The sequence below is a fragment of the Streptomyces sp. LUP47B genome (genome assembly GCF_001746295.1).
GTDB lineage: Bacteria > Actinomycetota > Actinomycetes > Streptomycetales > Streptomycetaceae > Streptomyces.
In genome coordinates this window covers 546,706-563,440 of the sequence record NZ_MJAH01000001.1, presented here as the reverse complement: position 1 = coordinate 563,440, position 16,735 = coordinate 546,706, and the positions used below count along the sequence as shown (strand labels likewise).

Annotated in this window: 14 protein-coding genes; 12 read left to right on the top strand and 2 right to left on the bottom strand. The window is 70.1% G+C overall.

Going from position 1 to position 16,735, the window contains the following annotated elements:
- The first annotated feature begins 232 nt into the window (after window positions 1-232).
- From BFN33_RS02500 to BFN33_RS02460, 9 genes are all read left to right on the top strand, one after another.
- Window positions 233-538, top strand: coding sequence for an MSMEG_0570 family nitrogen starvation response protein (locus BFN33_RS02500; protein WP_069758911.1), 306 nt, complete (start codon window positions 233-235; stop codon window positions 536-538).
- A complete protein-coding gene (locus BFN33_RS02495; RefSeq protein WP_256122604.1) occupies window positions 535-1,881 on the top strand; it encodes an MSMEG_0569 family flavin-dependent oxidoreductase in 1,347 nt (448 codons plus the stop codon). The genes BFN33_RS02500 and BFN33_RS02495 overlap by 4 nt, the downstream gene beginning before the upstream one ends.
- Window positions 1,882-1,893: 12 nt before the next feature.
- A complete protein-coding gene (locus BFN33_RS02490; RefSeq protein ID WP_069758161.1) occupies window positions 1,894-2,709 on the top strand; it encodes an amidohydrolase family protein in 816 nt (271 codons plus the stop codon).
- A gap of 65 nt (window positions 2,710-2,774) precedes the next feature.
- Window positions 2,775-3,305, top strand: coding sequence for an MSMEG_0572/Sll0783 family nitrogen starvation response protein (locus BFN33_RS02485; RefSeq protein WP_069758160.1), 531 nt, complete (start codon window positions 2,775-2,777; stop codon window positions 3,303-3,305).
- Window positions 3,306-3,315: 10 nt separating this feature from the next.
- On the top strand, window positions 3,316-4,413 hold the full coding sequence (locus tag BFN33_RS02480; RefSeq protein ID WP_256122603.1) for an MSMEG_0568 family radical SAM protein: 1,098 nt from the start codon (window positions 3,316-3,318) through the stop codon (window positions 4,411-4,413).
- Window positions 4,414-4,418: 5 nt separating this feature from the next.
- Window positions 4,419-5,969 (top strand): MSMEG_0567/sll0787 family protein, encoded by a 1,551-nt coding sequence (locus BFN33_RS02475; RefSeq protein ID WP_069758908.1) that lies wholly within the window; start codon window positions 4,419-4,421, stop codon window positions 5,967-5,969.
- The gene (locus tag BFN33_RS02470) at window positions 5,966-6,814 is read left to right on the top strand and encodes a carbon-nitrogen hydrolase family protein (RefSeq protein WP_069758159.1); all 849 of its coding nucleotides are present in this window, start codon (window positions 5,966-5,968) and stop codon (window positions 6,812-6,814) included. The genes BFN33_RS02475 and BFN33_RS02470 overlap by 4 nt, the downstream gene beginning before the upstream one ends.
- A complete protein-coding gene (locus tag BFN33_RS02465) occupies window positions 6,811-7,647 on the top strand; it encodes a carbon-nitrogen hydrolase family protein (RefSeq protein ID WP_069758158.1) in 837 nt (278 codons plus the stop codon). The genes BFN33_RS02470 and BFN33_RS02465 overlap by 4 nt, the downstream gene beginning before the upstream one ends.
- Window positions 7,644-8,723, top strand: coding sequence for an MSMEG_0565 family glycosyltransferase (locus tag BFN33_RS02460; protein WP_069758157.1), 1,080 nt, complete (start codon window positions 7,644-7,646; stop codon window positions 8,721-8,723). The genes BFN33_RS02465 and BFN33_RS02460 overlap by 4 nt, the downstream gene beginning before the upstream one ends.
- A gap of 65 nt (window positions 8,724-8,788) precedes the next feature.
- Here BFN33_RS02460 and BFN33_RS02455 read toward each other — a convergent pair whose 3' ends face one another.
- Window positions 8,789-10,696: a PAS domain S-box protein gene (locus tag BFN33_RS02455; protein WP_256122601.1), complete on the bottom strand. Its 1,908-nt coding sequence runs from the start codon at window positions 10,694-10,696 to the stop codon at window positions 8,789-8,791.
- Window positions 10,697-11,190: 494 nt separating this feature from the next.
- On the opposite strand from BFN33_RS02455, the gene BFN33_RS02450 reads away from it, so the two are divergent.
- Window positions 11,191-13,740, top strand: coding sequence for a discoidin domain-containing protein (locus BFN33_RS02450; protein ID WP_069758155.1), 2,550 nt, complete (start codon window positions 11,191-11,193; stop codon window positions 13,738-13,740).
- A gap of 186 nt (window positions 13,741-13,926) precedes the next feature.
- Here the strand turns inward: BFN33_RS02450 and BFN33_RS02445 are convergent, their stop codons facing one another.
- On the bottom strand, window positions 13,927-15,009 hold the full coding sequence (locus BFN33_RS02445) for a DUF5937 family protein (protein ID WP_069758154.1): 1,083 nt from the start codon (window positions 15,007-15,009) through the stop codon (window positions 13,927-13,929).
- A gap of 146 nt (window positions 15,010-15,155) precedes the next feature.
- Here BFN33_RS02445 and BFN33_RS02440 point away from each other — a divergent pair, with 146 nt between their 5' ends.
- Window positions 15,156-15,917, top strand: coding sequence for an amino acid ABC transporter permease (locus tag BFN33_RS02440; RefSeq protein WP_069758153.1), 762 nt, complete (start codon window positions 15,156-15,158; stop codon window positions 15,915-15,917).
- 3 nt (window positions 15,918-15,920) lie between these two features.
- Entirely contained in the window at window positions 15,921-16,706 is a 786-nt protein-coding gene (locus BFN33_RS02435) for an amino acid ABC transporter ATP-binding protein (protein ID WP_069758152.1), read from the top strand.
- The last annotated feature ends 29 nt before the right edge of the window (window positions 16,707-16,735 follow it).

Sequence of the window (16,735 nt, the reverse complement as noted above, 5' to 3'; positions counted from 1 at the left end):
AGCGGGTCGAGTGAAAGGCGGTATTCGCCCTGGCCGCGGGCTTTCAACGCACCCGATATCGCTTGCATTTTGCCTCATAGGCAACTCTGCGTACGCGAAATCGAACCCACCGTGAGAATTACGTAACCCCGCTTTGTTCCGGATGACGTCGTTCGGTAATTCCCGCTGGCTGAAGTGGTCGTCACAACCAGCGGCGAGGTGTAAAACCTCGGCGCCTCGCATGGAGGATTTCATGCCGGAGCTGTATTTCCATGTGCGCTGGCCCGACGGAGAGACGCAGCGCTGTTACTCACCTTCCACGGTAATCGAGGAATACCTCACCACCGGTGGCGTGTACGAGCTCGGTGACTTCGTGGAGCGGAGCCGGACGGCGCTCGGTATCGCCAGCGACCGGGTGCGCGAGAAGTACGGGTTCGCGTGCACCGGGGCGTCCGACCAGCTGGGGCAGATCGAGGAGACCGCTGCCGCGTACGCCGGTCTCGACGGGGCCCAGGTCGCCGTCGAGGCCCTGCGCAATGCCGACGGGAGCGCGCGGTGACCGCGCGGCGGCCGGTCGGGGTCCTCCCTCATAGCCTGAAGAGCAGGCGAGGCACCCCCATCCCGGTCGCGGTCATCGGTGGCGGCCAGGCCGGTCTGTCGGTCAGTTACTGCCTGCGTGAGCGTGGCATCGAGCATGTCGTCATCGAGCGGAACCAGGTAGGCCAGGAGTGGCGCGAGCGCCGGTGGGACTCGTTCTGCCTGGTGACTCCCAACTGGCAGTGCAGACTGCCCGGCTTCCCCTACCAGGGGGACGACCCGGACGGGTTCATGGTCCGTGAGCAGATCGTTCAGTACCTGGAGGACTACGTCGCCTTCTTCCAGCCCCCGCTGGTGGAGGGAGTGTCCGTCGACGGGCTGCGGCGAACCCCGAGCGGTGTCTTCGAACTGACCACACCGGACGGCGAGTTCACCGCCGACCAGGTGGTGGTGGCCACCGGCCCGTACCACACTGCCTCCGTCCCGCGGATGGCCGAGCGGCTGGCCGCCGGCGTGGAGCAGGTCCACTCCTCCCGCTACCGCAACGCGGACCAGCTTCCCGAGGGCGCCGTCCTGGTGGTCGGCACGGGCCAGTCCGGGTGTCAGATCGCTGAGGATCTGCACCTGGCCGGACGCCAGGTCCACCTGGCCGTCGGCAGCGCGCCGCGTGTGGCCCGTTTCTACCGCGGCCGGGACTGTGTGGCCTGGCTGGACGACATGGGCCACTACGCCAAGGACATCGGCGAGTTCGACGACGCCGGTGCCGTGCGGATGAGGGTCAACCACTACGTCACCGGGCGGGACGGCGGGCGTGACATCGACCTGCGGGCCTTCGCCCGGGACGGAATGCGGCTGTACGGGCGGCTGACCGGCATCGAGGGGACGCGGCTGGACTTCGCCGACGACCTCAAGATCAACCTCGACCGTGCGGACGCGGTGGCCGAGGGCATCAAGGACAGCATCGACGCGTACATCGCCGCGCAGGGGATCAACGCCCCGGACGAGGCGCGGTACGTACCGGTCTGGGAGCCCTCCGAGCACGCGGCCTCGCTGGATCTGCAGGACGCCGGCATCACCTCCGTCGTCTGGTCGACCGGCTTCACCCGCGACCACCGGTGGATCGAGATACCGGCCTTCGACGGCCGCGGCTACCCGATGCACTGGCGCGGTGTCACCAGCACACCCGGCCTGTACTTCCTGGGCCTGCCCTGGCAGTACTCGTGGGGCTCGGGACGCTTCGAGGCAGTGGGCCGCGACGCCGAGTTCCTCGCGAACCACATCGAGGCCTCACGCCGCATGGCCGACGTCTGCGGGGCCCTCACCGGCGCGCCCAGCGCACTCACCTCCGCCCTCCCGATCGGCTGAGGAACCAAGCCCATGGCCCACGACGCACACCGCCACATCGGCGTCCTGCCCGCCTACCCCTTCTACGGCGGCCCGCCCGTCAACCCCGACACCACCGCCCGCGCCACGGTCAAGCAGCTGATCGCCGACCTGGACGCGGAGGGAACCGAACGCGCCCTGGTCATCCCCAACTACGGCGTCCCCGACCCCGCGATCGCCTTCTCCTTCAACGAGCTGGCGATCGAAGCGGCCCAGAGCGACGACCGGATCCGGGCCGGGCTGTGGGTGTCCCCGCGTCCCGAGGACTCGGAGCGAACCGAGCTCGCCCTGGCGCTGGCGGGGGAGCGGGGCGTGAAGGCACTGAAGCTGAGCTTCCTGCTGGGCGGACGCCCCACCGATCCGGCCTGCCGGCCGATGCTGGACCGCATCTTCGCCGAGGCGGCCCGACACCACCTGGTAGTCCATGTGCACACCTCCCCGGGAGCCGCCTCCGACATCGACGAGGTAGGCCACCTCGTCGACTGGTACGGCGACCAAGTACCCGTCCATCTCGTGCACTTCGGCGGCGGGATGAGCGGTCACATCAAGCTGGTCGGCTCCCGGTTCTTCGACTGGATCACCGCCGGCAAGCGCGTCTACACCGACCTCTCCTGGGCCATCGGCTTCACTCCCCGCTGGCTGGCCCAGGAGATCGAGCGCCGCGGCATCGGCCACGACCGGGTGCTCTTCGCCAGCGACCAGCCGTGGGGCGACTTCACGGGCGAGTACGCCCGCCTCGCCGAAGCGACCGGTGGTGGCGAACTCGGCGAACTCGTCTTCAAGGACACGTTCGCCGCGCTGTACGACTGACCCACCGTCACCTCCTCCCATCCGCCATCCGCCATCCGCCATCCGCCATCCGCAAGGAGACAGCCATGTCCGAATCCGTCGTCACCCCCGAACTCTCCGAGATCGAGCAGAAGTCCCTCAACGAGATCCCCCACCCCTCCCTCCCCGAGGGCACCAGCATCTACGGCGACACCAAGGTCTTCCCCGACTACAAGGCCGAGGACGGCGAGACCTACTTCACCCTCGTCCACGGCATCGCCCACGAGTCGTCCGTCTCCTTCGTCGCCGTCCTCCAGGCCACCCGCGCCCTGCGCAAGGGCTTCGAGACCGCCATCTACTTCTACGGCCCTGGCTCGCTGAACTGCCTTGCCACGCGCGGCTTCCCGACCGTCGGCAACTCCGCCTTCCCCGGCGAGCACAACATCAACAACCAGCTCAAGACGTTCATCGCGGAAGGCGGCAAGGTCTTCTGCTGCCGCTTCGGCCTGTCCCTGCACGGCGCCCGCGAGGAGGACCTCATCGAGGGCGTCATCCCCACCCATCCCCTCGACGTCCAGGACGCGCTGATCCACTACGCGCGCAAGGGCGCCATCATCAACTCCACCTACCAGCTGTAAGGGGCAGACCGTGAGCGTTGGCACCAACACAACGGTGGACGTGCGGATCACGACCCGCGCCGAACTCGCCCTGCACGGACTCGCGTGGGAAGCGCCCGTGCGACGGCCGGACGGCGCGGGGCCCAGCGACGACGGACACGTCCTCGTAGACGGTGCCAACGCCGCGCTGCCCACCAACCCCGCCAGCCCCTACTCCGTTCGCGACGGCAAGGTCTGGCTGGGTGACGAGGCCGGACACTTCCAGGACACCGGACTCACCGTCGAAGCCGTACAGCGACCGAAGTTCTACGACCTGACGACCGCCGACGGCATCCGCTACGAGGAGATCGCCCGCCTGCACGGCGCCGACGTCCTCGCCACCACGGTCGTACAGACCTGCATCCGCTACGCCGAGTCCGACCGCTGCCGCTTCTGCACCATCGAGGAGTCCCTGCGCTCGGGTGCGACGGTGGCCGCGAAAACGCCTGCCCAACTCGCCGAAGTCGCACAAGCGGCCGTGCGGCTGGACGGCGTCCGGCAGATGGTGATGACCACCGGCACGACCACCGGACCGGACCGGGGCGCCCGCAATCTCGTACGGTCCGTGCGTGCCGTCCTGGAGGCGGTACCCGGGCTGCCCGTCCAGGTGCAGTGCGAACCGCCCGGCGACCTCGCGTGGATCGGCGCGCTCCACGACGCCGGGGCCACCGCGATCGGCATCCACGTCGAGTCCCTCGACGACGAGGTGCGCCGGCGCTGGATGCCCGGCAAGTCGACGGTGCCGATGGCCGAGTACGAGGCCGCGTGGGACGAGGCGGTACGCGTCTTCGGCCCCAACCGGGTCTCCACCTACCTGCTCGTCGGCCTCGGTGAGGATCCCGACGAACTCATCGCGGGGGCAGGCAGGTTGATCGAGCGGGGCGTGTACCCCTTCGTCGTCCCCTTCCGCCCGATGGCGGGCACGCTCGCCGCCCGCGACGGGGTCCGCGCGCCCGGCACGGAGGTGCTGCGCCACGTCACCGAGGGCGTCGCCGCGAAGCTGCGCGCGGCGGGGATGAGCGGCGCCGACCAGCAGGCGGGCTGCGCGGCCTGCGGGGCGTGCAGCGTACTCAGGACGGCAGGCGGGTGAGCGCCGTGTACCTCGACGGATCCGCCGCACCGTCCCTGGCGGACGCGCCGGTCGACATCCTGGCGCTGCTCGGCGACCACAGCACCCTCGCCCGCATGCCCGCCTTCCGCATCGAACAGGCGTACCACACAGCGGAGTTGGCCGCTTACCGGCGGCTGCGCCGGGAGACGTTCGTCCACGAGCAGGGTCTGTTCGCGGGCCACGACCTCGACGACCGGGACGCCGACCCACGCACCCTCGTGCTGGTGGCCAAGGACCACGCGGGTACCGTCATCGGCGGGGTACGGCTCGGTCCGGTGGCCGACGGCCCCGACATCGGCTGGTGGGCCGGCGGCAGGCTCGTGGTCGCCCCCGGTGCCCGCGGCCCCCACGGCATCGGCGCGGCACTCGTCCGGGCCGCCTGCGCCCGGGCGGAGACCGAGGGCGTACTGCGATTCGACGCGACGGTCCAGGCCCGCAACGAGGTCCTCTTCAAGCGGCTCGGCTGGCGCTCGGTGCGCGGGACGACGGTTGCCCACACGCCGCATGTGCTCATGCGGTGGCCGATCGGGCGGATCGCGGCCCTCGCGGCGGCCACCAAGTCGCCCCTCGGGCCGCTTCTCGCGGCCCTCCCCGCTGCGGCGATCCGCGCCTTCGGTGAGGAACCGGCCGGCGGAGTCCCGGGAGTGGGAGGGCCGGCCGTCACCGGTGCACCAGGCGGCGCCGATACCGCCCCGGGCATCCCGGGCGCCCTCGGCGGCGCCGGATTCGTCGGAGACGACGGGGCACCGGTGCCCGGCACGGATGTGATCGCCGCCTGCGACGCGATCGTGCCGTCGATGGTCGAGCGCGATCCGGAGTGGGCGGGCTGGTGCTCGGTCCTCGTGAACGTCAACGACCTTGCCGCGATGGGAGCTTCACCGCTCGGGCTGCTCGACGCGGTGGGCGCCCGGGACGTGGCACACGCCCGGCGGATCCTCGCCGGACTCGCCCGCGCGGCGGCGGCGTACGGGGTGCCGGTGCTCGGCGGCCACACCCAACTCGGCGTGCCGGCAGCGCTGTCGGTGACCGCGCTCGGCCGCACACAGCACCCCGTGCCGGGCGGGGGCGGGCGCCCCGGACACGCGGTGCGGCTGACCGCCGACCTCGGCGGCGGCTGGCGCCCCGGATACCGTGGCCGCCAATGGGACTCCTCCAGCCACCGCCGTACGGACGAACTGCGGACCATGACCGGCGCGGTGGCAGCCGCGAGGCCCGCCGCCGCGAAGGACGTGTCGATGGCGGGAATCGCCGGAACCCTCGGCATGCTCGCCGAGGCGAGCGGCTGCGGAGCCGTCCTCGACGTGGCCGCCGTACCCCGCCCGAGGACGGCCTCCGTGGGCGACTGGCTGACCTGCTTTCCCGGCTTCGCGATGCTCACCACCGACGAGATCGGCGCCCCGCCGCTCCCGGCGGGGCCCGCGACGGGCGCCGTGTGCGGGGAGCTCACCGAGGGCCAAGGCGTCGGGCTGCGCTGGCCCGACGGAGAGATCACAGAAGCGGTCACATCCACCGTGACCGGGATGGGGACAGCATGACCGCCCTGCGTATGGCCGCCGTCGCCGCAGAGTTCGGCCGCGACCTCGAGGAGGACTTCGCGATCGCCGAGCGGTTGATCAAGGAAGCCCGCGAACAGGAGGTACAGCTCCTCGCCCTGCCCGAGGCCTGCCTCGGCGGCTACCTGCTCAGCCTCGACGACGACAGTGAACTGGACCAGGGCCCGCCCGCGCTCGCCCTCGACGGTCCCGAGATCCGCCGACTGGCCCTCCTGGCCCGTGAGATGACCGTGGTCGCGGGCTACTGCGAGGCCGACGGCGACGCCCGCTACAACAGCGTCGTCTGCGTCAACGGTGACGGTGTGCTCGGCAACCACCGCAAGGTCCACCAGCCGCTCAGCGAGGACGCCAGCTACGCCTCCGGGGACCGCTTCCACGCCTTCGACACCCCGGTCGGCCGGATCGGCATGATGATCTGCTACGACAAGGCGTTCCCGGAGTCGGCCCGCGCCCTGGCCCTCGACGGCGCCGAGATCGGCGTGGTCGTCTCGGCCTGGCCGGGCGCACGGACCAACGCCGCGACCGATCTGGTCAACGACCGCTGGAAGCGCCGCTTCGACCTCTTCGACCGGGCCCGCGCCCTGGAGAACCAGATCGTGTGGATCTCCGCCAACCAGGCGGGTACCTTCGGGTCGCTACGCTTCGTCGGCAGCGCCAAGATCGTCGACCCCGGCGGTGAGATCCTCGCCGACACGGGCGTCGAGGCCGGCCTGGCGATCGCCGAACTCGACGTCGCCCAGGCCCTGGAGACCGCCCGCCGCTCGATGGGTCACCTACGCGACCGGCGACCCGAAACCTACACGTACGCAGGAGCAGTCACCGCATGAGCACTGTCCGGATCGCGGCCGCCGCCGCCCACTTCGGCCGCGACCTGGAGTTCGACCTCGCCCGCATCGCGAAACTCATCGACGACGCCCGCTCGTCGGGCGCGGGTCTGCTGGTCCTGCCCGACGCCGCGCTCGGCGGCTACCTCGCCGACCTGCGCCACCCCGACCCGCAGGCCCTGCCCCCCGCCCTCAAACCGGACGACCCGCTGATCCTCCAAGTCGCCCGCCTCGCCGCCGACATGGTCGTGTGCCTCGGCTACTGCGAGGACGGCGGCGACGAACGCTACAACTCCGCGGTGTGCGTCAGCGGCGACGGCGTCCTGGGCCGCCACCGCAAGGTCCACCTCCCGGCCGGTGAGGTCGCCGCCTACGCACCCGGCGACCGCTTCGACGCCTTCGACACCCCCGTCGGCCGGATCGGCATGCTCATCGACTACGACAAGACCTTCCCCGAGTCCGCCCGCTCCCTGGCCCTGGACGGCGCCCAGGTCCTCGCCTGCCTCTCCGCCTGGCCCACCAGCATCACCAACCGGGCCCCGCGGATGGCCCAGGACCGCCAGGCCAAGCTCTTCGACCTGTACGACCAGGCCCGCGCCGCCGAGAACCAGGTGGTCCTCGCCTCCTCCAACCAGACCGGAACCATGGGCGGCATGCGCTTCCTCGGCCAGTCCAAGGTCGTCGGACCCGGCGGCGACATCCTTGCCCGCACCTGGGCCAAGGCCGGACTCGCGATCGCCGAGGTCGACGTGGCCGTCGAGATCGACCGCGCCCGGCGGGTGCTGCGGCACCTCGACGAACGCCGCCCCGCCGCCTACCGGGAGACCACCTCGTGAAGATCGCCCTGCTCAGCTACTCCACCAAACCGCGCGGAGGTGTCGTTCACACCCTCGCCCTCGCCGAGGCCCTCGCGGCGACCGGCGAGGATGTGACGGTGTGGTCTCTGGGCCGCGGCGGCGACGACGGCTTCTTCCGGCCCGTGGACCCGGCCGTACGGCTGCGGATCGTGCCCTTCCCCGACGGACCCGAACGCGAGACGGTCGGGGAACGCATCCTGCGCTCCATCGCGACCCTGCGCGCGGCCTTCGATCCGTCCCCGTACGACGTCGTCCACGCCCAGGACTGCATCAGCGCCAACGCCGTGGACGGCCGCTGCGTCCGCACCGTCCACCACATCGACCACTTCACCACCCCCGAACTGGCCGCCTGCCACGAACGGGCCATCGTCGAGCCGTACGCGCACCTGTGCGTCTCGCAGTCCGTGGCGGACGAACTCACCGAAGGATGGGGCATCAAGGCGGAGGTGATCCCCAACGGCGTGGCGTACGAGCGCTTCGCACGGACCGAACCGGAGGCCCGCGACGCCTGGCGCTCTCAGCTGGGCCGGTACGTCCTCACCGTCGGCGGCATCGAACCCCGCAAGGGATCACTGGACCTCATAGAGGCGTACGCCCTCCTGCACGCCAAGCACCCGGACGTGCGGCTGGTGATCGCCGGCGGGGAAACCCTCTTCGACTATCGCGACTACCGCGCCCATTGGGAGATGCGGGCCGCCGAACTCGGCATCGACCCGGTCGTCCTCGGACCGGTCCCCGACGACGAACTCCCGGCGCTCGTCGCGGCCGCCGACGCCTTCGCCTTCCCCTCCCTCAAGGAGGGCTTCGGCCTGGCCGCGATGGAGGCGCTGGCCGCCGGAGTCCCGCTGGTGGTACGCGATCTCCCCGTCCTGCGCGAGGTCTTCGGCCCCGCGGCCCGCTTCGCCGCCACCCCGGAGGATCTGGCCGACCAGCTCGGCCAGGCCCTTGCCCACCACGACCCGGTCCTGCGGACCGCCGGCCGGGAACTGGCCGTCCGCCACACCTGGTCCCGGGCTGCGCGGCGGCACCTGGACTTCTACCGGTCCCTGAGCTGAACGCCGCGAACCCTCCCCCCGGTGAACCTCCGCTCGGGAGGGGGAGCAGCCTGGGTCAGGGGCGGTTACTCCGGATGGCCGCTCGCGTCTTCCGGCGTGTTCTCGCCCTGGCGGTGCGGAGAGCCGGGCAGGGGGAGGGAGAACCACACGGTTTTGCCTTCCTCGGCGAGCAGGGTGCCCCAGGTGGAGGCCAGTTGGTCGAGAAGGGCCAGTCCGCGGCCCGACTCCTCGTCGGGGGCTGCGGTTCTGGCGCGGGGCAGGACCGGGCTGCCGTCGCAGACTTCGATGTGGAGTTCGTCCCGGGTCCGGCGCAGGCGCAGCCGCAGCGGGTCGCAGGCGTGGCGCACCGAGTTGGACAGCAGCTCGGAGGCCAGCAGGCACGCCGTGTCGGTGAGAGCCTCGCAGTGCCAGTCCTGCAGCGTGCGGCGCAGGAATTGGCGGCCTTCCCGCACGCTGATGGGCTGTGCGGGAAGGAGCGCGGACACGGCGGTCACGGGAGCGGGCGGGATGCGGGCCAGGAGCAGGGTCACGTCGTCGCTGTAGTCCTGGGGGTCGGGCAGCAGGGCGGTGAGGACGGAGTTGGCGGCCTGTTCCAGGCAGGCGGTGTCGGCGACGGCTTTCTCCAGGGCGATGGCAAGGGCGTCGATCTGCAACTCGATGTCGCTGGTGGGGGTTTCCACCAGGCCGTCGGTGTAGAGGGCCAGTACCGAGGCCGGCGGCACGGTGAGCCGGGTCTCCTGGTGGGGCACGTCGCCGACGCCCAGCGGCACACTGACATCGACCGGGAGCCTGCGGACCTGTCCGGTGGTATCGACCACCAGCACCGGCAGATGCCCGGCCGAGCACACCGTCAGGGCGCTCTCGTCGGGGTCCAGGACCAGGTAGCAGCAGGTGACGAGCTGGTCGGGAAGTTCGCTGACGACCGCGTCCAGGGCCCGCATCAGCTGCCAGGGCGGCATGCCGGTCTTGGCCAGGGCGTGAGAGGCCGAGCGCAGCTGTCCCATGACGGCGGCGGCCTCCAGGCCGCGGCCCATGACATCGCCTATCAGGACGCCCATGCGGCCGCCGCCCAGGGCGATCAGGTCGAACCAGTCCCCGCCCACGCCGGGTCCCTGGCGGGCGGGGAAGTAGCGGCTGGAGGTGTCCATGCCGGGCAGGGGGGCAGGTGAGCCCATCAGGCTGCGCTGCAGGGTCAGGGCGACATGGCGCTGCTGTTCGTAGAGTTCGGCGAGCTGGGTCTCGGCCTTCTTGCGTTCGCTGACGTCGCGGATGGCGGCGGAGACCAGTGTGCCGTCCGGGGTCTCGAGCGGGCTGAGGCTGATCTCGACCGGGAACTCGGCCCCGTTCCGGCGTAGTCCGTACAGCTCCAATCCCGCGCCCATGGGACGCACACGGCGGTTGTCGACGTAGCCGTGGCGGTGGGTGGGGTGGTGATGGTGGAAGCGTTGGGGGACCAGGATTTCCACGGGCTTTCCCAGGAGTTCTTCGCGCCGGTAGCCGAAGAGGGCTTCGGTCTGGGCGTTGACCAGCTGGATGGTGCCGGTGTCGTCGACGATGACGATGGCGTCAGGGGCGGCTTCCAGCAGGGCGCGGAAGCGGGCTTCGGCGGCCTTGCGTTCGCTGACGTCACGTACGGCGGCGGAGATCAGCAGTCCGTCGGGGGTCTGCAGCGGGCTGATACTGATCTCGACCGGGAACTCGGCTCCGTCCCGGCGCAGTCCGTACAGGTCCAGGTTGGCGCCCATGGGGCGGACCTGCTGGTTGGCGGAGTAGCTCAGACGGTGACCGGGGTGCTGAGCGCGGAAGCGCTGGGGGACAAGCATCTCGATGGGACGGCCGAGCAGTTCGTTGCGGGGGTACCCGAAGAGGGCTTCGGTCTGGGCGTTGACCAGGCGGATGATGCCGGTGTCGTCGACGATGACCATCGCGTCGGGGGCCGCCTCCAGCAGTGCGCGAAACGGCTCCTCAGCCATAGGGATCATGCTGGGGTGCGGGGGGCGCCTGCCTGGTTCCATGGCACATTTCAGCATCGACTGCGGTGAGGGCGGGCGTCTTGTAGCGAAGTGTCCTTTCGTGACATTTCCTGGCCCGAATGGAGGCGTGGCTTCCGGGGCGCGGAAGGGGCGAGCTGAGGGGGCTGCCGAGGGTCAGCCGGCAGCTACGGATGATTCAACGGATCGGGCGCCGCCGCAGCGGTGGGGGGCCGCCAGCAAGAGGGGCAGGGTGGCTGCCGTTTGGCGTCACTCCCTGAAGGCTGCCGGCGGGTCAACCGGTCTGCGGTGTGCACAAGTTGCAGGGATTCTGTTGTCCGAGGGCTTGCCGAACCGCTGAGGTCAATATTTAAATCAAGGCATGAACTAAGCCGTGAGTCAGCTTAGTTGCCTGTTGTATAACCCCCACGCACCGCACGACCGGCACAGCACGGCCTTTCGTGACCATCCTTCACCCACCCCCAGAGGAACATGGCATGGGCCTCAGATCTCTCGGCGTCGCGCTCGCCAGTACGGTGGCGCTGATCGCCCTTCCTGTCGTCGCACCACCGTCGGCCCTCGCGGCCGACGCCAATCTGTCCCAGGGCAGGACGGCCGCCTCGTCCTCGACGGAGAACGCAGGGACGCCCGCCGCCGCGGCCGTCGACGGGGACACGGGCACCCGCTGGTCCTCGGCCGCGGCCGACGACCAGTGGCTCCAGGTCGACCTCGGGACCACGGCCTCGATCAGCCAGGTCGTCCTCGACTGGGAGGCGGCCTACGCCGCGGACTACAAGATCCAGGTCTCGCCGGACGGCGGCTCCTGGACCGATCTTCAAACCGTTACCGCAGGGGACGGCGGCACCGACACCCTCACCGTCTCGGGCCAGGGCCGCTACGTCCGTATGCAGGGCATCCACCGGGCCACCCCGTGGGGGTACTCGCTCTGGGAGTTCCAGGTCTTCGGGACCCCCGGCACAACCCAGCCCGGCAGCTGCTCGGCCGCCAACTCGGCGGAGGGAAAGACCGCTTCAGCATCCTCGACGGAGAACGCCGGCACCCCCGCGTCCGCCGCAGTCGACGGCAACGATTCCACCCGTTGGTCCAGCCAGGCCGCGGACCCGCAGTGGCTCCGCGTCGACCTGGGCTCCTCCCAGGACATCTGCAAGATCGACCTGAACTGGGAAGCCGCCTACGGCAAAGACTTCCAGCTTCAGGCCTCCGCTGACGGCCAGAACTGGAACACCCTCAAGACCGTCACCGGCGCCACCGGAGGCCGCGCCTTCTACGAGGTGAGCGGCACGGGCCGCTACGTCCGCATTCTCGGAACCGCCCGCGGAACGGCCTACGGCTACTCGCTCTGGGAAGTCGCCGTCCACACCACCTCCGGCGGCACCTCAGGCCCGGTCCAAGGCGGCGGCGACCTCGGCCCGAACGTGATCGTCGTCGACCCCTCCACCCCCAACCTCCAGCAGAAGTTCGACCAGGTCTTCTCCCAGCAGGAGTCCGCACAGTTCGGCTCTGAGCGCTACCAGTTCCTGCTCAAGCCGGGCACCTACAACGGCATCAACGCCCAACTCGGCTTCTACACCTCGATCTCAGGTCTCGGAATGAACCCCGACGACACCCAGATCAACGGTGACATCACCGTGGACGCGGGCTGGTTCAACGGCAACGCCACGCAGAACTTCTGGCGCTCGGCGGAGAACCTCGCCATCACTCCGTCCAACGGCACCGACCGCTGGGCCGTCGCCCAGGCGGCACCCTTCCGCCGCATCCACGTCAAGGGCGGCCTCAACCTGGCACCCAACGGCTACGGCTGGGCCTCCGGGGGATACATCGCCGACTCCAAGATCGACGGCACCGTCGGCCCGTACTCGCAGCAGCAGTGGTACACCCGCGACAGCTCCGTCGGCGGCTGGACCAACGGCGTGTGGAACATGACGTTCACCGGGGTCCAGGGCGCCCCCGCGACCAACTTCGACACCGGCCCGTACACCACGCTGGACACCACTCCCGTCTCCCGCGAGAAGCCGTTCCTCTACCTCGACGGCAACGACTACAAGGTCTTCGTCCCCGCCAAGCGCACCAACGCCCGCGGTGTGTCCTGGCCCGCCAACGCCGGGACCTCGCTCCCGCTCAGCCAGTTCTACGTCGTCAAGCCCGGCGTGACCGCCGCCACCATCAACACCGCACTGGCCCAGGGCCTCAACCTGCTCTTCACCCCCGGCGTCTACCACCTCGACCAGACGATCAACGTCACCCGGTCCGACACCGTGGTGCTCGGGCTGGGCCTGGCCACGCTCGTCCCCGACGGCGGCATCGACGCCGTGCACGTCGCGGACGTCGACGGCGTCCGGCTCGCCGGATTCCTCATCGACGCCGGCGCGACCCGCTCCGACACCCTGCTCCAGATCGGCCCCGCCGGCGCGGGCGCGGACCATTCCGCGAACCCGACCACCATGCAGGACGTGTTCATCCGCATCGGCGGCGCGGGCCCCGGCCTCGCGACCGACTCCGTAGTGGTCAACAGCGACGACGTCGTCATCGACCACACCTGGATCTGGCGCGCCGACCACGGCCAGGGCGTCGGCTGGGAGACCAACCGGGCCGACTACGGTCTGGTGGTGAACGGCGACGACGTCCTGACCACCGGCCTGTTCGTCGAGCACTTCAACAAATACGACGTGCTGTGGAACGGCGAACGGGGCCGCACGATCTTCTTCCAGAACGAGAAGGCCTACGACGCCCCCAACGCCGCCGCCATCACCCACGACGGCATCGTCGGCTACGCCGCCTACAAGGTCGCCGACACGGTCGACGTCCACGAGGCCTGGGGCCTGGGCAGCTACTGCAACTTCACCTCGGACCCCTCCATCGTGCAGCACCACGGCTTCCAGGTGCCCGTCAAGACCGGCATCAAGCTGCACAGCATCCAGGTGATCTCCCTGGGCGGCAAGGGCCAGTACGCCCACGTCGTCAACGACACCGGCGCGCCCACCTCCGGCACCGACACCATCCCGTCCAAGATCACCCAGTTCCCGTGACCTGCGGCCGGTGAGCCGGCCCGCCACCGACCCCAACGTGTTGCGGACCGCGCTCGTGGTCCGCAGCACATTGGTGTGTCAGGGGCAGAACCACACGAATCCTGGGTTGGAGGCGCGGAGCCTCGGAGGGCTCTGCTCCTGCGTGGTGGTAGAGGCGAGCCTTACGGCGCCCCGTGGGTACCGGCCTCACCGGATGATCGAGGTCAGCACGTCCACGCCCAGGTGCATGAGGCGGTCCGTATCCAGCCGGTGGTGGATCTGTCGGCCGTCCCGCCGGGAGGTCAGCAGGCCCACCTCGCGCAGGCGTCCGAGGTGGCGGGAGACCTGGGGCAGGGTCATCCCGGTGCGTACGGCCAGGTCGGATGTGGTGATGGGTTCGTTCACCAAGTGGCGGCACAGTGACAGCCGTGCGGGGTCGGACAGGACCGCCAGTCTCAGGCGTACCTGTGCCAGCGTGGCTCGTTCCACCTGCGTGGTGTTTTCGACGGGGAAGTGCACGACGAGCGGGTAGGGCGGGTCGTCCTTGACGATCAGGTGCGGGCGGGAGTGCGCGGACGGTACGAGCAGGCAGCGACGGCCGCGCAGGTCGGCTGTGAGTGACTGCAGTTTGTCGTAGACGACTGCCGGTGGGTTGTGCCGGACGACGGCGTTCGGGCTGAGCGAGGCCAGCGCCTCGGGGAGTGGCAGGGCCTGGACCCGGGCCCTCAGACGGGTGCACTCGCTTTCCAGCCGGTGCTGTACCCGCGCCCATTCGGCGTCGAAGAACTCGGCGGCACAGCGCCGAAGCAGTTCCAGCAGCCCTGCCCGCATCAGCTCGGGGGCCTGGAGCAGGCTGCGGGCCAGCTCGCCGCGGCTGAAGGAGCGCCGTTCGCTGGAGACCGTGTAGGCATCGCGGACCGCCTGGTCGGTGAGCAGGGGGCGGGTGTCGAAGACACCGCCGTGCACACTCGGCGCGACACCCAGCACGAAGTCGTTCAGCGGCAACGCCTCCAGCCGGTCGAGTTCCTGCTCGAGTGTTTGTCCCAGGGGCGGTTCCAGCGGCATCAGCAGACGGCAGCGCCGCCTGGTCCACAGGGGCGCGTAGACCGCGATCAGGCTCTGGGCCTCCGGAGACAGGTCGGTGCGTACGCGTTCCAGCCACGGGCGTACGGCGAGGTGGTGCTCGGGCTCGGCGATCGAGTGGAGGCACGCCATCAGCTCGGCCAGCGGTGAGAGACCGACGGCCACGTCCGCCGGAACCGCGCCCTGCAAGGTGATGACCACGGCCACGCGGCGCAGCGTACAGCGGATGCTTGTCGCGTGTGCGGTAAGCATCACTGCCGCCGCCGGCCGGCCGACCTAGGCTGCGTCCCATTCCCGCCGCTCCGAGCAGTCGTTTCCGCTCTGAGCAGTCCGAGCAGCGAGAGGCTCCGGCCATGCACCTGTTTCTGCAGACGTTCTTCAACCTCGACGAACTACTCAAGGCGTTTCCCGTCCTGCTCACCGAGGGCCTGCGCAACACCCTGCTGATCGCCGGGCTGGCGATCGTCTTCGGTGTCGTGCTCGGTGTGCTGCTCGCGATGCTGCTGCTGTCGCACCGCCGGTGGGTGCGGCTGCCCGCACGAATCTATGTGGACGTGTTCCGCGGTCTGCCCGCGATCGTGACCGTCAGCCTGGTCGGCCTGGGCCTGCCGTCGGCCGGGATCCGGCCGTTCGGCCGTGATCCGCTCGGCTACGCGGTCCTCGCCATCGGCCTCATATCGGCGGCCTATCTGGCGGAGATCTTCCGGTCGGGTATTCAGGCCGTTCCGTCGGGACAGCTCAGCGCGGCCCGCAGCCTGGGCATGTCCTATCTGACCGCGATGCGGGTGATCGTCGTCCCGCAGGGCGTGCGGAACGTGCTGCCTGCTCTGGCCGGCCAGTTCATCATCGACATCAAGGAGAGCGCGCTGGTGTACCTGCTCGGGCTCGGCCTGGGGCAGCGCGAGCTCTACTTCATCGCACAGGAGCGGCAGGCCGCGACGTACAACTCCTCCGCACTGGTGGCCGCCGGCGCCTGCTATCTGATGCTGACGGTCCCGCTCACCTTCCTGGTCAACCGGCTCGACCTGCGCCTGCGCACCGGCGGACGGAAGACGAACAAGCCCCCGACCCCTCCGGTCGCCGGCACGCCCGCCCCCGCCGTGATGGAGGTCTGAGCCATGGCCAAGACGCTGTCCGAGAAGAACTCCCGCTCCGAGCAGGCGGGCACGGGCACCGCGGCAGCGGTCGCCGTGCGCGAACTGCACAAGCGCTACGGCGACGTGGAGGTCCTGCGTGGGGTGGATCTCGATGTCGCCGCGGGTGAGACCGTGTGTGTCATCGGCCGGTCCGGTTCGGGCAAGTCCACGCTCCTGAAGTGTATGAACCTGCTGGAAGCACCGACGGCGGGCGAGATCCGCCTGAGCGGCGACCTGATCACCGGTCCCGGCGTGAACGTCGACGCGATCCGCACCCGGGTCGGCATGGTCTTCCAGCACTTCAACCTGTTCCCGCACCTGAGTGTCCTGCACAACGTGACCGTGGCCCTGCGCAAGGTCCGCGGGATGGGCAGGGAAGCGGCCGACACCGCCGCCATGACCCAGCTGGAGCGGCTCGGCCTCGCAGGGCTGGCTCACTCCCGGCCGAGTCAGCTCTCGGGCGGTCAGCAGCAGCGGGTGGCGATCGCCCGAGCCCTGGCGATGGAGCCCGAGGTCATGTTGTTCGACGAGGCCACCTCGGCGCTGGACCCCGAGCTCGTCAAGGACGTGCTCGACGTGATGCGGCTGCTCGCCACGTCCGGTATGACCATGATCGCCGTCACCCACGAGATCGGCTTCGCCCGTGAGGTCGCGGACCGAGTGATCTTCATGGACGAGGGGCGCATCGCCGAGTCGGGCCCGGCCCGCCAGACGCTGGAAACCCCCGAGACGGTACGCCTGCGCGAGTTCCTCGCCCGCGTCCTCTGAAGCGCCGCTTCTCCGTACCCCCTCGCTCT

What these genes read in the sequence shown, in the direction of transcription:
- BFN33_RS02440 (WP_069758153.1), top strand. Translation starts at nt 15,156, where the DNA reads ATGCACCTGTTTCTGCAGACGTTCTTCAACCTCGACGAACTACTCAAG.
- BFN33_RS02470 (WP_069758159.1), top strand. Translation starts at nt 5,966, where the DNA reads ATGACCGCCCTGCGTATGGCCGCCGTCGCCGCAGAGTTCGGCCGCGAC.
- BFN33_RS02490 (WP_069758161.1), top strand. Translation starts at nt 1,894, where the DNA reads ATGGCCCACGACGCACACCGCCACATCGGCGTCCTGCCCGCCTACCCC.
- BFN33_RS02485 (WP_069758160.1), top strand. Translation starts at nt 2,775, where the DNA reads ATGTCCGAATCCGTCGTCACCCCCGAACTCTCCGAGATCGAGCAGAAG.
- BFN33_RS02450 (WP_069758155.1), top strand. Translation starts at nt 11,191, where the DNA reads ATGGGCCTCAGATCTCTCGGCGTCGCGCTCGCCAGTACGGTGGCGCTG.
- BFN33_RS02500 (WP_069758911.1), top strand. Translation starts at nt 233, where the DNA reads ATGCCGGAGCTGTATTTCCATGTGCGCTGGCCCGACGGAGAGACGCAG.
- BFN33_RS02465 (WP_069758158.1), top strand. Translation starts at nt 6,811, where the DNA reads ATGAGCACTGTCCGGATCGCGGCCGCCGCCGCCCACTTCGGCCGCGAC.
- BFN33_RS02455 (WP_256122601.1), bottom strand. Translation starts at nt 10,696, where the DNA reads ATGGCTGAGGAGCCGTTTCGCGCACTGCTGGAGGCGGCCCCCGACGCG.
- BFN33_RS02435 (WP_069758152.1), top strand. Translation starts at nt 15,921, where the DNA reads ATGGCCAAGACGCTGTCCGAGAAGAACTCCCGCTCCGAGCAGGCGGGC.